General features: G+C 39.0%; 12 protein-coding genes and 2 pseudogenes. 4 read left to right on the plus strand and 10 right to left on the minus strand.

What is annotated here, in order from left to right; all coding sequences use genetic code 11:
* The 3 genes from SJW71_RS16200 to SJW71_RS16210 form a co-directional block, all read right to left on the minus strand.
* The gene (locus tag SJW71_RS16200) at nt 1-2,271 is read right to left on the minus strand and encodes a DEAD/DEAH box helicase (RefSeq protein WP_322606672.1); all 2,271 of its coding nucleotides are present in this window, start codon (nt 2,269-2,271) and stop codon (nt 1-3) included.
* Nucleotides 2,246-2,623 (minus strand): YppE family protein, encoded by a 378-nt coding sequence (locus SJW71_RS16205; RefSeq protein ID WP_396631736.1) that lies wholly within the window; start codon nt 2,621-2,623, stop codon nt 2,246-2,248. Before SJW71_RS16205 ends, SJW71_RS16200 begins: the two co-directional genes overlap by 26 nt.
* A 213-nt stretch (nt 2,624-2,836) precedes the next feature.
* Nucleotides 2,837-3,031, minus strand: a complete 195-nt coding sequence (locus SJW71_RS16210) for an endonuclease (RefSeq protein ID WP_274796463.1) — start codon at nt 3,029-3,031, stop codon at nt 2,837-2,839.
* A 380-nt stretch (nt 3,032-3,411) separates the two neighbouring features.
* On the opposite strand from SJW71_RS16210, the pseudogene recU reads away from it, so the two are divergent.
* Nucleotides 3,412-4,055: pseudogene (recU, locus tag SJW71_RS16215) on the plus strand (Holliday junction resolvase RecU).
* A 2-nt stretch (nt 4,056-4,057) separates the two neighbouring features.
* Nucleotides 4,058-6,724 (plus strand): PBP1A family penicillin-binding protein, encoded by a 2,667-nt coding sequence (locus SJW71_RS16220; RefSeq protein ID WP_431811203.1) that lies wholly within the window; start codon nt 4,058-4,060, stop codon nt 6,722-6,724.
* 154 nt (nt 6,725-6,878) lie between these two features.
* Here the strand turns inward: SJW71_RS16220 and SJW71_RS16225 are convergent, their stop codons facing one another.
* From SJW71_RS16225 to SJW71_RS16255, 7 genes are all read right to left on the minus strand, one after another.
* A complete protein-coding gene (locus tag SJW71_RS16225; RefSeq protein WP_313470258.1) occupies nt 6,879-7,193 on the minus strand; it encodes a YpoC family protein in 315 nt (104 codons plus the stop codon).
* Complete coding sequence (gene nth, locus SJW71_RS16230) at nt 7,190-7,852, minus strand: endonuclease III (protein WP_274796458.1); 663 nt, start codon at nt 7,850-7,852, stop codon at nt 7,190-7,192. Before nth ends, SJW71_RS16225 begins: the two co-directional genes overlap by 4 nt.
* Nucleotides 7,853-7,864: 12 nt before the next feature.
* The gene (locus SJW71_RS16235; RefSeq protein WP_312505528.1) at nt 7,865-8,596 is read right to left on the minus strand and encodes a DnaD domain-containing protein; all 732 of its coding nucleotides are present in this window, start codon (nt 8,594-8,596) and stop codon (nt 7,865-7,867) included.
* Nucleotides 8,597-8,673: 77 nt separating this feature from the next.
* Nucleotides 8,674-9,969: an asparagine--tRNA ligase gene (asnS, locus tag SJW71_RS16240; RefSeq protein WP_312505530.1), complete on the minus strand. Its 1,296-nt coding sequence runs from the start codon at nt 9,967-9,969 to the stop codon at nt 8,674-8,676.
* Nucleotides 9,970-9,997: 28 nt separating this feature from the next.
* Nucleotides 9,998-11,191 (minus strand): pyridoxal phosphate-dependent aminotransferase, encoded by a 1,194-nt coding sequence (locus SJW71_RS16245; protein WP_274796455.1) that lies wholly within the window; start codon nt 11,189-11,191, stop codon nt 9,998-10,000.
* A 16-nt stretch (nt 11,192-11,207) separates the two neighbouring features.
* Nucleotides 11,208-11,690, minus strand: coding sequence for a DUF5590 domain-containing protein (locus SJW71_RS16250; protein WP_016994292.1), 483 nt, complete (start codon nt 11,688-11,690; stop codon nt 11,208-11,210).
* A 406-nt stretch (nt 11,691-12,096) separates the two neighbouring features.
* The gene (locus SJW71_RS16255) at nt 12,097-13,521 is read right to left on the minus strand and encodes a tetratricopeptide repeat-containing diguanylate cyclase (protein WP_431811204.1); all 1,425 of its coding nucleotides are present in this window, start codon (nt 13,519-13,521) and stop codon (nt 12,097-12,099) included.
* Nucleotides 13,522-13,840: 319 nt separating this feature from the next.
* Between SJW71_RS16255 and SJW71_RS16260 the strand changes: the two genes are divergently transcribed.
* Nucleotides 13,841-15,706 (plus strand): multicopper oxidase family protein, encoded by a 1,866-nt coding sequence (locus SJW71_RS16260; RefSeq protein ID WP_431812217.1) that lies wholly within the window; start codon nt 13,841-13,843, stop codon nt 15,704-15,706.
* Between the two features lie 242 nt (nt 15,707-15,948).
* A pseudogene (locus tag SJW71_RS16265) lies at nt 15,949-16,080 on the plus strand (tyrosine-type recombinase/integrase); the annotation flags it as partial.
* Between the last annotated feature and the right edge of the window lie 92 nt (nt 16,081-16,172).

Genomic DNA, 16,172 nt, shown 5'->3' on the forward strand with positions numbered 1-16,172 from the left:
TTACTTTTGAGTTAATAGCCGAAGTAGTACTACTACCCTCTTCTTCCCTTCTTGCAAACTGTCCTGTGCACCAATGCACGATGGACAGCCAGACTCACAAGGACAACTTGAAACATGCTCTAATGTTTTGATTATAAGATCTTCCCATAAGTCATAAACCTTTTCACTTAAACCAATACCACCAGGATACTTATCATAAATGAAAAATGTTGGCAATTCATTATGTGAAGCTTTTACTTGTGGTACGACAGCTACATCGCTACTGTCGCACTGAATAAATATTGGAATAAAGGCATTCATCGCATAGGCTGCTCCCGTCATCGCGTCCGTTAATTCTGCTTCGGACCATTGATCTACTTTGCTGAACGATAACCAAGACGAGCTTGTATGCATTTCATCTGGCGGTAGATGAATAGGTCCAGACCCAATATTGTCATGTGTGCCGAAGCGGATTTTCTTGAAAATCGTTGCCTGTGCCACTAAGCCAACATCGCCAAAACCAATCGTACCACCTCCATAATGACGACTACGATCCTCCTCTAGCACCTTCATCTCAACTGCTAAATTAGCATCTGTATAATAATCTACATCTACTTCACGGACATAGGCTTTCTTTTCTTCCCAATCAAGTTTCTCTACTTGAAATTGAATACCTTGATGCAGGTATATAGCTTCTTCGTGTAACAGGGTCATCGCACTATGACGATCCATTTCACCAATCACCTTTGTTTGGGCAGGAATGGACAGATCAATTATGACCACATTTTCCTGGGACGCTGAGCGCAAGCTTATATCGTGCGCGGGGAAACGGTCACTCATCCAATGCCACTTATCACTCGTCTTAAAGACAACCCCTTCTTCCGCTAAATAATCCAATAAATCCTGGATGTCATATTCTCCATACATATCGCCTGTTGAAAAAGGTAGCTCGAAAGCCGCACATTTTAAATGATCCATTAAAATCAACATATTTTCTGGATAGATTCGCGCTTCCTCTGGCGTACTCCCTAGTAAAAACAACGGATGATTCACCACATACTGGTCTAATGCGGAAGATTGGGCAACATAAATAATCAATGCCTCATCCTGACGTCTTCCTGCACGTCCTGCTTGTTGCCAAGCACTCGCAATATTTCCCGGGTATCCGGTCATAATACACGCTTGTAATTGGCCGATATCCACGCCTAATTCTAATGCATTAGTGCTAACTACCGTTTGGATTGTGCCATCACGCAGGCCTTTTTCAATGACGCGGCGCTCAGATGGCAAGTATCCCCCTCGATAGCCACGCACAGATTCATCAAGCAGCTTGTTTCGTGTAAGTTCCTTTAAATAGGTAACAATCATCTCAACACGCACCCGACTTTTAGCAAAAATGATCGATTGAATGCCAGCAACATAAAGTCTTTTAGCTAAATCACTGACCTCTAAAACGGCACTCCTACGCACCCCAAACGTTTTATGAATAATAGGTGGGTTGTAAAAAAGGAAGGTTTTTTTGCCAACTGGTGCACCCGAATCAGCAATGAGCGTATGTGGTTCATTCGTCAGCAGCTCTGCAAGCTCCTTAGGATTTTTTATAGTAGCAGACGTACAAATGAACACAGGGTTACTGCCATAAAATTCACAAATACGCTTTAATCTACGAATAACATGTGCCACATGTGAACCAAATACCCCTTTGTAGGTATGCAGCTCATCAATTACGATATATTGTAAATTTTCAAAGAGGGATACCCATTTCGTATGGTGTGGCAATATACCTGAATGAAGCATATCAGGGTTTGTCATAACAATGTGCCCTGCCTTGCGAACCTTTTGACGAATGCCTGGAGCCGTATCTCCATCATACGTATAACTCAATATCTCCTCACCACTTAGCTCGATAAGGTCATTTAGGTCATTTTTTTGATCTTGCGCTAATGCCTTTGTCGGAAATAAATAAATGGCACGCGCGTTTGGATCTTCCAATATTTTTTGCAACACTGGTAGATGATAGCAATACGATTTACCAGATGCAGTTGGTGTAACCGCAGTAAACGATGTACCACACTGCGCCAAATCAAAAGCCTCTCTTTGATGGGTGTAAAGTTGCTCAATGCCTCTTGCCTGCAATGCCTTCACTAATGAAGGGTGTAAATTTTCCGGGAAAGGTGCATATTTGGCAGGTCGGCCCTCCAATGTTTGCCAATGAAGAATACGCTCTTTTAATTCTTCATCATATCTCCACTCTTGTAAAAGCTCACTAATCGTTCGTTTCTTCGTTAGCATCCGTTTCTCCCTCCCTTACCAATCGTTCAAAGATTTTTAATGTATAGGAGGTAGAATGAATCGCATCTAAAAAACGTTTTTTACTTGTTTCTTTATAAAAAGACTGCACAACAAATTGCTCCATCGATTCTACCGCTGAAGCAATTTGTTGAGTATGCATATATTTCGGTCGATTTTGTTCAATCCATTTATTTGCTTCTTGCTGCCATTCCTTCAACAGCTGGTGAATTTTATCAGCGTGTGGTTTCACCTCTTGAAAAAAATCTGGCGTCCGGTCTTCTTCACGCATTTGCCAGAACCTTGATACACAATGTTCACATTCATCTATTAATTGGGCTGTTTGCTGAATCACTAACAATTTTGCACCTCATCTCTCATCAATCACGTAAGCAAATATATTTCGTAGTCATTGCATATATATGGTGAGTATGTCTTGTCCATCAAATCAACTACGGAAATATCACTGCATTGACACCATTCACCGTACTTTTGTGGTAAAAATTGTATCAATTTTAATGCTATAGCGATAGTTCAATTGCTTATGAGATAAGTGTACCAAAGTCTATCATTTTTCACTACTAGTAGGCGAACAAGCATTCTTTACTTGCCAGTTCTTTTCTGCTAAGCTTACTTTCTGGCTAACCGCTTTAAGCTGCATAAAAAAGTGCAAACTCTGTGCATTGTTTTCCAGGGACACTCTTGTGAAAAGTAATTGATTGACCAGATCTAACTGCGCAACTAATTGTTTTAACTTGTTCAAAATAACGCCTCCTTTGCTTTAACTTTAGTATTCCTCGAATGTATAGAATTACCTTCAAGGGTGACAAAATAAGCGTAAGTTAGCTGAAAGAAGAAGATTTTCGATAAATTTTTAATAGTGAACCTTCAACCTAAAAAAGCGTCATGAATGAAGGGTCTGAATGTGAAAAGATTTCAACCCGATTTCGTGTTTCATTTTATCAGTTATTTTGACGATTCGAGTAATAAAGGAGCTGGCGAATTTTCGACGCAATTTGTTCTTCATTATCTTTCGTTATCTACTATTCTAGTAGCGGTAACATAATAAATGGAAGTAGAGAATAGCTATAAAAACATGGTAAACTAATGATTAGAAATGCAGTATGGTAAAGGGTGAGCTTAATGACAATTCGTTATCCAAACGGGAAATTGTATACCCCCAATGCTTCTGTACAGAAAACAGAAAAAAAAGTAGAAACAAAGATTTGTCTTTTAGTAATCGTGGAAAGACGCTAGAAGATGAAATTAATGAAGCAAACGACTATTATATAAAAAGGCGACTTGCTATCATTCATAAGAAACCTGTTCCTGTGCAAATCGTCAAAGTAGAGTATCCTTCGAGAAGTGCTGCTGTTATTCGAGAAGCATACTTTCGAACACCTTCCACAACCGACTACAATGGTGTTTGGAATGGGCATTATATTGATTTTGATGCAAAGGAAACTGCTTCCAAAACGAGTTTCCCCTTAAAAAATATTCATGAGCATCAAATGACCCATATGCAGCAAGTGACGGAACAAAATGGTGTGGCTTTTATAATCGTTCGCTTTTCTGCTTTTGAACGTTATTTTATTGTGCCATATGAAGTTTTACAAAAGGCCTGGCAAGCAATGGAGAATGGCAGTCGGAAATCGATACCCTTTTCAATGATTGAAGAAGAGGCATATGAAATTCCAACGACTTATTATCCACGTATCGATTATTTGCCCATCATCCAACGATTGATCGATGCGAAATGCTGCGGGTTTGAAAGTGAGGAGAAATAAGAATGACTGAACGTCGTCGAACACGTGGAGAGCATCAAAAAGCTCTCGCTGAAAAAAATAAAAAGAAAAAGAATAAACCAACTTCATCCGCTAAGACATGGTTTAAACGTATTTTCTTAGCGATCTTAGCTATCGGTGTGGCAGGCTTCATAGGAGGAGCTGGGTTATTTGCCTACTATGCTAGCACAGCACCAGAGCTTGATGAGGAATTATTAAAGGACCCTGTTTCTTCAGAGTTCTACGATAAAAACGGTGAACTATTCGCAACAATCGGTGCAGAAAACCGTAAATATATAAAATATGAAGATATACCAGAAGATATGGTTAACGCTATTCTAGCAACGGAAGATGTACGCTTTTTCGAGCATCACGGGATGGATTTTTATCGTTTAGGTGGTGCTATTCTTGCCAACTTCCGTGATGGCTTCGGTGCTCAAGGTGCATCTACCCTAACACAGCAAGTTGTGAAAAACTCTTTTTTACAAAATGAGAAAAAATTAAAGCGTAAAGCACAGGAAGCATGGCTAGCCTTTCAGTTAGAGCGTAAATATTCAAAAGAAGAAATTTTTGAAATGTACTTCAATAAAATGCTCATGTCAGGTCGTATTTATGGCTTCGGAACAGCAGCACAATATTTCTATGGGAAAGAATTAAAAGATTTAACATTAGATGAAGAAGCCTTATTAGCAGGGTTAGTACAACGACCTAATGCTTATAATCCATTAAAAAATCCTGAGCTTGCAAAAAAACGTCGTAACACAGTTTTAGGATTAATGTATCAACATGGAAAAATAACTAAAGCTGAAATGGAAGAAGCAAAGAAAGTGGAAGTTCAAGCAGGTCTTGCTGATGATGCAACACGTCAATCATTTGCTGGTTCCAAATATGATGCCTTCCTAGATGTCGTGATTAATGAATTGGAAGAAAACGGCGATGGAACGGCGATGGCAGAAGGGATTAAAGTTTACACAACACTTGATCCAGATGCCCAAAAGGTTGTAGAAAATGTCATGAACGATGACAGTAATTTCCCTACTGAAGAAATTCAGTCTGGTGTTGCGGTTATCGATACAAAAACGGGTGCGATTCAAGCCGTTGGTGGTGGTCGCCATTACGGAGCTGAACGTGGCTGGAACTACGCAGACGACCTGAAAAAAAATCAACCAGGTTCTACAATGAAACCATTAGTTGACTATGGTCCAGCTATCGAATATTTAAATTGGTCTACAGGTCAAACACTTGTCGATGAGCCAATGAATTACACAGGTACAAAACAAACGATCACAAACTGGGATGGCCGATATATGGGTGCCATGACTGCTCGTAAAGCTTTATATGCTTCACGAAACGTTCCTGCTGTCAAAGCATTACAAGAGGTTGGCACTGAAAAGGCCAAGGAATTTGTAGGAAATTTAGGCATTAAAACAGATGATCTTTATGAATCGGATGCAATTGGTGGAGGAGCTATTACAATCTCCCCTATCCAAATGGCAGCTTCTTATGCAGCTTTCGGTAATAACGGGGTCTACACGGATCCACATGCGATTTCAAAAATTGTCTATCGTGATGGCAAAACATCTAAAAACTACACACCTGAATCTAAAGTTGCTATGAGCGATTATACTGCTTATATGGTAACGGATATGCTGCGTGATGTAGTGGGCAATAAACCAGATGCATCTGGTACTGCTGCCAATGTACCTGGCTTAGATATTGCAGGTAAAACAGGTACAACAAACTACTCTGCAGAAGATTTCAATAAATATAATTTACCGAATACAAGTGTGCCTGATTCATGGTTTGCTGGTTATACAACAAACTATTCCATTGCGATATGGAGTGGGTATGAAAAACATTTTGATCCAATTACAACATGGGAAGAACGTCGATTACCACAAAATTTATTTAAGTCGATAATGCAAGAAATTTCAGCTAATGTTGAAACAGCAAGCTTTAAAAAACCTAATTCGGTTGTAGAAGCAACGATTGAAGTAGGCTCTAAACCACTAAAATTAGCAAGTGATTACACTCCTAGTGAATTGCGTCAAACAGAGCTATTTGTACGTGGAACTGAACCAAAAGAGGTGTCGACTGTCTATGAAGCACCAGAATTATCAACACCTTATAATGTTTCGGCAAGCTTAGATTTAGAAGCACAGTCCATTAATATTTCTTGGGAACATGATGCTATCGTAGATCCAGAAACGGACGAACCATTACCAACTTCATTTGAAGTCACTGCTACACGTGATGACGGTCAAACGTTTGCTCTAGGCACAACTGAGAGCAAAGGGTTAACCGTTGGCAATACGCTAGAGGATGGAAATTACACAATCTCTGTCGTAGCCATTATGGACGGCACACGTAGTGAACCTGGTACAACTACTTTCCAAATCACAAGCACGTCTGAAGAAGATTTAGAAACGGAAGAACCAGATGAGCCAGAAATTGATTTACCAATAGATCCTGGGCAAGAAGACAATGGTAATAACAATGGCAATGGTGAAAATGGCAATAATGGTAATGGCAATAACCATAATAATAATGGTAATGGGCAAGGTAATAATGGCAACGGAGGAGACCCTGGCAATAATAATGATGGCAATCTACAGCCGACGACTCCAACCGAACCTACCAACCCAACTGAAGAAGATCAAAGCACAGAATAAACGAAAAAACCGAGAAGCACATGATGCTGCTTCTCGGTTTTTTATATGAGCGGATATAGAGGCTATCTGTCAGATTTAACGCGCTATCCTTCACTTTTTTCGCTCTATCCTTCACTTCATGTCTTTTATCCACTTCCTGCACTTATCAATAACCCTAGCTTTTACTAGCTTGAATTCGCAAGCGTGCTGTCCGCTTTTTTGTCTCCTTAAATAACTCATCTAGCTGACGATAACATGCATATTGACCAGGCTTCGCTTTGATAAAGGCTAGTCGTTCAACGCCATTAATCGGTAACACTTCATCCCCTGCAGCATGTACAAGTTGTTCAAACAACTCAATTGCTTCCTCCATTAACTGCTTAGCCATGCCGCTTCTTGTATCATGAGCTGTATGGATCGTCGTTTGCAGAGTTGTCCACTTGGTAAACCATGCATCTACTTTATCTTTTGCGATAGCCTCACTATTCATGCTTCCTTCACCAAGCCCTTCTTCAAACGTTTTTGCCCTTCCCGACAATCACTGAGTAAAGGACAGGTATGGCATCCTGGATTTTGAGCCTTACAATGGTAACGCCCAAAGAAAATTAACTGGTGATGTGTTTTGGACCATTTATCCATTGGCGTTTTTTTCATAATCGTTTCTTCTACTTCTAGTACTGAATCTTTCCATCGACATAGGCCAAGACGTTTGGACACACGCTCGACATGGGTATCCACTGCAAGTGCTGGAATATCAAAGGCCACTGAAAGCACCACATTGGCGGTTTTTCGTCCTACACCAGGCAATGTTACCAGTGCTTCTCGTGTTGCAGGTATTTCACCACCATACTCATCCAACAAACGTTGGCATAAAGCCTGAATATTCTTCGCCTTATTGCGATAGAGACCAATAGAGCGAATATCCTGCTGCAATTCCTCTAACGATACAGCTAAGTAATCTTCTGGCGTTTTATATTTTTGAAATAATGTTTTTGTCACCTTATTGACTAGTACATCTGTACATTGGGCAGATAATAATGTCGCAATAGTCAGCTCAAAGGCATTGTCATGTACAAGCTCACAATGTGCATCGGGAAACATTCGATCCATTTCATCTAGACAATGCTCCCACTGTTTTTTCGTTAACAAACCGGATGCCCCCTATTCTCTTTCTTCTAACCAATTGTAAAATGGTACTTTATTGGTCGATTGTGTTGATTCTTGTTGTACTGTTCGAGCTGGTGCTCTGTTAAATGTCTGCTTCTCACGGAACTGCTCACTTTGCTTTTGAGCAGCTTGAGGTGTCGTTATATTTTTCTTTTTCCACTCTAATAAAATGCGATCAATATAACGAATACTCAGCTTCCCAGCAAAAACAGCCTCCTTTAGGGCCTCTTTAATGAGTGCTGGACTATGCTTGTCCTCATCAAGCCAACATCCTATTTTTTCAAGCTCTAAAGGAGATAAAAGGCGTCCCATTTCCTCTTCAAATAGACGAAAAATCTCTCCTTCTTCCTGACGAAGTGTCGCTGCAGACGTTTGCTGCTCTTTCATATCGATTATCTGCACAATTCGCTCCCAAAGTGGATATACAGAATATTTTTCATATAATCGACCACTCGTATCCACATCTCTCGTAATTTCGAGGAAGCCTTTTTGCATTAATCGTTGTAAATGCTTCGTAATATCATTGTCAGGCATCGTGAGACGATTCTTTAGATCATTAGGTGTTGGGAAATCATTCCCTTCCATATGAAAGGCTAGTAAGTGCATGACAAGGAGCGCCTCCTCATCCTCCATATTTAACTCCTTATAAAACTGAAAAAAAAGCTGAGGAATTGGAATCATTCTCTGCTCAGTCCATGTACGGAGTCGATGATTATTTACGTTCATGTTTCTCCAGACTCCTTCTTTAAGTAAGTAGAAAAGCCGCGTAGATAGTTCACTACGCGACTTTTAAATTGATTAGCTTATGGATATAAGCGGTTCAGTAAACGTGGGAATGGAATTGTTTCACGAATATGCTCTGTGCCAGAAATCCATGCTACAGTTCGCTCTAATCCAAGTCCAAAGCCTGAATGCGGAACAGAACCTTGTTTACGAAGTTCTAAATACCATGCATAGGCATCTAATGATAGGTTATGTTCCTCTAGGCGAGATTTTAATAAATCATAGTCATGGATACGCTCAGAACCACCAATAATTTCACCGTAACCCTCTGGTGCAATTAAATCAGCACATAATACAACATCATCACGGTCTGGGTGTGGTTGCATATAGAATGGTTTAATACCTACAGGGTAACACGTAATAAATACTGGTTTGTCAAACGAATTGGCAATTGCTGTTTCGTGTGGCGCACCAAAATCATCGCCCCACTCAATATCGTCAAAGCCTTGTTCGTGTAGAAGCTTAATAGCATCATCATAAGAAATACGAGGGAATGGCGCTTGGATGTTTTCAAGCTTCGATGTATCACGGCCTAATCGCTCTAAATCTAATTTGCAGTTTGCCAGAACAGACTGTACGATATGCGCTACATATTGCTCTTGTACTTCTAAATTCTCTTCAAATTCCACGAATGCCATCTCCGGCTCGATCATCCAGAACTCGATTAAATGACGACGTGTTTTAGATTTTTCAGCACGGAATGTTGGACCGAATGAGAATACTTTCCCTAATGCCATTGCAGCCGCTTCCATGTAAAGTTGACCAGATTGAGATAGATACGCATCTTCATCAAAATATTTAGTATGGAATAGCTCTGAAGTACCTTCAGGCGAAGATCCTGTTAAAATTGGTGGATCCATTTTTGTAAAACCATTGTTGTTGAAAAATTCGTATGTTGCACGAATAATTTCGTTACGAATTTTCATTATGGCATGCTGTTTACGAGAACGTAGCCATAAATGACGGTTATCCATTAAAAATTCAGGGCCATGTTCTTTTGGTGTAATTGGGAAATCTGTTGCTGCATGTAGTACTTCAATTCCTGTTACAGCAAGTTCACAGCCAAAGCTTGAACGTTCGTCTGCTTTAACCTCACCAATAACATACATAGAAGTTTCTTGCGTCATCCCTTTTGCCGTTGCAAAAATTTCTTCGCCTACTTCTTCTTTCACTACAACGCCCTGCACGAAGCCAGAGCCATCACGTAGTTGTAAGAAAGCGATTTTTCCGCTTGAACGTTTGTTAGCTAACCAAGCGCCAATTTTGACTGTTTCACCGATATGCTGAGGCATATCTTTAATCATAATTTTTTTCATAGAAATCCTCCAAAGTCGACTAGAAGGATTAGTCTTGCCATTTTGATTTAACAAATGAATCAATACGGCGGACTGCCTCTTCTAATAAGTCTAAAGATGTAGCATAAGATAATCGCATTGTAGTTGGCGCGCCGAAGCCAGAGCCTGGAATCACTGCTACGTTTGCTTCTGTTAAAATATCCGCAGCAAATGCATCTACTGAATCATAGCCAGTATGAGCCATAGCTTCTGCTACGTCTGGTAATAAGTAGAATGCACCCTGTGGTTTTAATACATGGAAGCCAGGAATTGCACTTAACTGTGGATAAATTTTCTCAAGACGAGATTCAAATGCTTGTCGCATTTCTTCTACTGCGTCCTGTGGTCCATTATACGCCTCCACAGTTGCATATTGTGCAGTTGTTGTCGCATTAGATGTTGAGTGTGATGCAAGGTCAGTCATTGCTTTAATAATGTCTGCGTCACCTGCAGCATACCCAATACGCCAGCCTGTCATAGAGTGAGATTTTGCCACACCGTTTACAACGATTGTACGTGCTTTCACTGCATCAGAAAGTTGTGCAATTGAAAAATGCTCAATACCATTGTATACAAGCTTCTCATAAATTTCATCTGACACGATTAAAATATCTTTTTCTTCTGCAACAGCAGCAAGTTCTGCTAGCTCTTCACGAGAATAAATCATGCCTGATGGGTTGCTAGGTGAATTGATAATAACTGCTTTCGTTTTATCAGTCACAGCCGCTCTCAGTTGATCCGCTGTAATTTTATAGCTTTGTTCACGTGTACCTTCAACATATACAGGTACACCGCCAGCTAATTTCACTTGTTCTGGATAAGACACCCAATAAGGTATTGGAATAATAACCTCATCGCCCTCGTTTAAAATCACTTGGAATAGCGTATATAAAATATGCTTTGCCCCTACACCAACAATTACTTCGTTTGGTTGATAGGCAAGGTTATTGTCGCGTTGAAGCTTATCAATAATCGCTTTTTTCAGAACTGGTAGTCCGCCAGCAGGTGTATATTTTGTATACCCTTTTTCCATTGAATCAATGGCTGCATTTAAAATGTTTTGAGGTGTATTAAAGTCTGGTTCACCAGCCCCAAGACCAATAACATCAATACCTTGCTCTTTCAATGCTTTTGCTTTTGCAGTAATAGCTAATGTTGAAGATGGTGTTAAAGTTTTTACACGTGTTGCTAATAAATTTTTCATCCGGGATCTACTCCTCTTATAAATTCGTAATGCGCTTCCACCAGTCGCCATCCTTAAACAAAATATAGACATAGTTGAGCTGATCATGGTCGTTTAGATATGTAATTTCCCAAACAGCGCCAGGCTCCTCATAGCCTAATTTCATGTGGAGGACTTTTTGGACATTTCCTTCATTTTTAAAAACCGATAATGCTTGCTTTTCCGTAATACCATCTTCTAATAACACTTCCTGAATGGAATCCTCGTCCAGATTCGTCGGAACAAAGACAGCTTTTTTATCACCGTATTCGTCTACCCCGAACACAGTAACATACGAATGTTTGCCATTATATGTGTAGGACTCCGATACAATTGCGAGGGCTTTGGCATCAAGTGCCAACTGTTCAGCCTGCTCTTCAATTGAACGGAATGGAGCCTCGGCTTTCCAGAGTACTAAAATGCTAATGACAAGTGACAACGAAACAATAAAAACAGAAATGAAAATCAACCAGTTTTTCATCTATTCACCCTATGTTTCACATCAAGCATATTTCGCATAACACATAGCCGATGTTTGCGTGTGTCTATAATTGCGTAACTAATCATTTTGCTTTCCATTTTGTCAACCTGCTTTCTTTCCGCATACCACAACATTATACAACAAATTTGTGCTGTCGTGTTTCTTAATTTCATATATTGTACGTTGCTAGAACAACGTTTTCAAATGATTGGCGCAGTAAATTTCATTCTACATTTTTTCAGGCTTGTTTAAAGAGCTCCTCTTTAAAAATTTGTGCCATTTGCAAAGTTCCGAACATCTCCTATTAGAGAGCATCTTTTTTCTCTTCTGTTTCACTTTTGGTGCAAAAGCAACTACTACAACAACATAAAAATTCCTATTCAACAATGAATAGGAATGAGTATGCCTATGATAGCTCGTAAAGAACACAGCTGGCACGGCCATTAGCTTTCGCCTGGTATAAACAGCTATCTGCCTGTTCAAAAAGCTCCTTGTAATGATAATTTTTCTGATCGTTGATACAAGCACCCATACTTACCTTTACAGGGTAGCTTTCTTGTTCTTGCTCCAGCTTCAATGTAAGTAAAAAAGCATGTGTATTTTTGACAAGTGATTTAATATAATCCTTTTGTTGATGTCTCATACAAATGATAAATTCATCTCCACCGTAACGAATTATTTTCACATCTTCGTCCTGTAAAAACTCCTCTAAACCATTTGCTAATAGCTGTAAAATCATATCGCCAAACAAATGACCATGCATGTCATTGAATAGTTTAAAATAATCAATATCTAGCACAGTAATGCACACATAGCATTGCGTAAGTTTGGCTGTATTTAACCACTCCTGTAGTTCAAAATCTAAAAAATGACGATTTAATACGCCTGTTAAAGGATCATAGTGGGCTTTTTTCTCCAGCTTTTCCTTCTGCCGCTTAAATTCCAAATTCATTACTTGTTGTAGTAAATTAGCAACACTCATTTTCTCTGTGAGATCAATGTATTCACGCTGTAATTCAAAGATTTCATCTCGCCAATCCAATTGATACAATACGTTTAATAATAATCGCATTACTTTTTTTGTATTCGGCTTATCTCCATAGGATTTGGCAAGTTCTATAGCCTGTTTGTAATAGGATACTGCTTCATCAAGCTTTTGTTGCTTTTCATATAAAAAACCATAGCCAAACAAAGCCGCTACTTTTTCACGCTTATGGTGATCAATAATGTCAGACGTTAATGAATCGTCAAGCAATGCCTTCCCCGTTTTAAAATCCCCTTCTAAAATATAAACATCTGCTAAATTGTTATTAATCCGTATATCGTGCAATTTTGCTAAATCAGGCATTGATTCCGTTAACGACCTATTATACTCCCTCGCCAATAGCCCTGCTTGAAGTGCCTCTGTCGTACAGCCCTTCTCTACCTCTAAATAGCATAAATTATTATGACAACGAACAAGCATAATGGGGTCCTGTAACTCCAGTGCGTAGACAATGGCTTTTTTCGTCATCTCCACTGTTTTTTCACGAATGTCAACCAAATCATAGATTAATGACATCACTAAATGGTAATGCATTAAATCTTTACTAGAACCATATTTTTGACAAATGGCCTCGTAATCATGTATAAGGCTAACCATGCTTAAGGTATCGCCTAATGAATGATGAACTAATATTTTTTGAAAGTATAAATCCAATATATACGTATAATTATTGTTCTCTAAAGCTATTAAAAGACCTTGATCTGCTAGTTTTAATGCCTCTGTTAAGTACCCCTTTGCGCGCATTTCCATGATCGTTTTATTTAATTCTTCTAATGTTAATTCCACCGTCTCACCACTTCTCCAAACCCCTATATCATCCAATTTCACTTCTACTTTCTCAATTATAAGGCATATTTATTTGCTTGGTATGTTTTTCAGCAACATACCAACTATTACCTGCGTTTCAAAAATCTCTAGGCATAACAATATATAATCTTATATCGGTTCACCTTCCACCTAAATAATAAGAAAATGCACCGCAGCTAAAATTTTTATGTTTTTACACATTTTTCTCCATTATTGTCCTCGTTACCTATTGTTTTCACCCATATGATGAGATAATGAGCAAATTTAAAGTATTGAAAAGGGACGTGATGTTGTGAGTATGCAAATAAACCCCTCTGATCCAGCAACTATTCCAAAATTTGTAGATGAACTTCCAAAACCTGTCGTAGCTAAACCTAAATATTGTCGAGGGCAACAAAAAAATGATTATTATGAATTGGTCATGATGGAAGGCGAGCACCGTTTCCATAAGCATTTTCCAAAATCTTTAATTTGGGGTTACAATGGGCTTTATCCGGGGCCGACCATTGAAGCTACAAAAGATAAAACCATCTATGTGAAATATAAAAACCAGCTACCCTTACAGCACTTTCTGCCAATAGACTTTACGCTCCACGCTGCCAACGATTCACAAGAGGTAAGAACCGTCACTCACCTACATGGAGCCAATGTGGATTGGGAAAGTGATGGTCATCCAGAGGCGTGGTACACAAGAGACTACCGCCATACTGGACCAAAATTTACTAAAGAAATACATGAATATACTAATCACCAGCCAGGTACTACTATGTGGTACCATGACCATGCAATGGCTTTAACACGTCTAAATGTATATGCAGGCTTAGCAGGCTTTTATTTATTAAGAGATGCACTTGAGGAACGTTCTAATTTACCTTGCGGAGACTATGAATATCCGATTTTAATTCAAGATAAATCATTTAATGAGGATGGCTCCTTGTTTTATCCAGATGAACCACCATTCCCTGTTCCTGTCCATCCCTCCATCACCCCTGGCTTTGTTGGCAATACAATCGTTGTCAACGGAAAACTATGGCCCTATTTAGAAGTGGAGCCCCGTAAATATAGATTTCGCTTTCTCAATGGCTCCAATCGTAGGGGCTATGTCATCGGACTTTCAAATGATCAGCCAATGGTTCAAATTGGTACAGACGGCGGATTTTTAAACGCACCCAAGACCATTCAATATGTTGAGCTTCTACCCGCTGAGCGTACAGATATCATTATCGATTTTTCAAGCTGCGAGGGACAGGAAATCACCTTAATGAATGTTGATACCGATTTCAGTGATGAACACACAAATGTCATTATGCTATTTAGAGTAACACTTCCTTTAAAATGTGAGGATACAAGTGAAATTCCAGAAAGACTTGCTGTTTCCATGGATCTTCATCCACACCATGCACATATTGAAAGACAATTGCCACTGACAGCTACAACCGATGAATATGGCCGACCAATGTTATTATTAAATGATCGTATGTACCATGATCCAGCAACAGAAAAACCATCTTTGGATAGTGTGGAAATATGGAACTTTATTAATGCTACACCTTTCATACATCCTATTCACTTACACCTTATCCAATTTAAAATTTTGGAACGAAGACCTTTTGACCTTGAACGCTATCAAAATGAAGGCATCGTAGAATTCACAGGGCCTCCTGAAGAACCACGAGACTATGAGCAAGGTTGGAAGGATACCGTGAAAGCAGATGCTGGTAAGGTCACTAAAATTATTATGCACTGGAAAGATCATATCGGTCATTATATGTGGCATTGTCACTTCCTTGAGCATGAGGACCACGATATGATGCGTCCTATTCTTGTCATGAAGGATGTCCACGCAGTCCAACAACCACATGCAGCAGTTGAACACGCTACCCAACATCAAGAAAAGACTGCTACAGCAAATACAACTAGTACGACAAATGCTACTAACACCACGACAAGTACTACCCATCATAACGAGTCTCCCGCACCATTATTAAATACTACAGAAGCTCGCTTACATGAGGAAAAGAGCGAAGATCCTATAATTGAAGAGGAATCTATTACTGTTCATGTAGGAAATAATGCACAGCAGCGACCTCCATTGCTCATGCCATCATTTTCAGCTCAGTCTAATAGCAATAGGCTACAGCGTCGTAGAACAAGAAGATTTTAATTAACAGGTTCCTTCCAAGGAAAACCACCAAATAATTAAATAGACTAAACTAATAAGAGGATATTATGTTCAATATAAGAGCGTATATTCTCTTTTTTATCCATATTAGATTTGTTATTTAGATATTGAAAATATAGTTTAATATGTATATAATGAACCTTTTTTGGCGGCAATGTATGTAGCCTACAGTTAGTGAAGGCTTTAGACCAAGTAATATTTAATAACTTTGGAGGTGAAGTGCTATTAAGGTCCAAGAGGTTATCTTTGAGAACAACAATAAGAGGTACATATTGCTTAATCAAAAGGGATTTCCAGTAATCCCAGCTATGAAATATTTAAAGTATTTAGACAAAACAGGAAAAACCCCTAATACTTATAGTTTGACAAATTGTAATTATTAATAAATATAATCTTGATACTTAATATGGCGGAAGGAGAGGAAAATGAAAAAAAATAATTATCTTTA

Origin of the sequence: Lysinibacillus sp. FW12 (assembly GCF_050817245.1) — a bacterium.
In the GTDB taxonomy this organism is placed as follows: Bacteria; Bacillota; Bacilli; order Bacillales_A; family Planococcaceae; genus Lysinibacillus; species Lysinibacillus irui.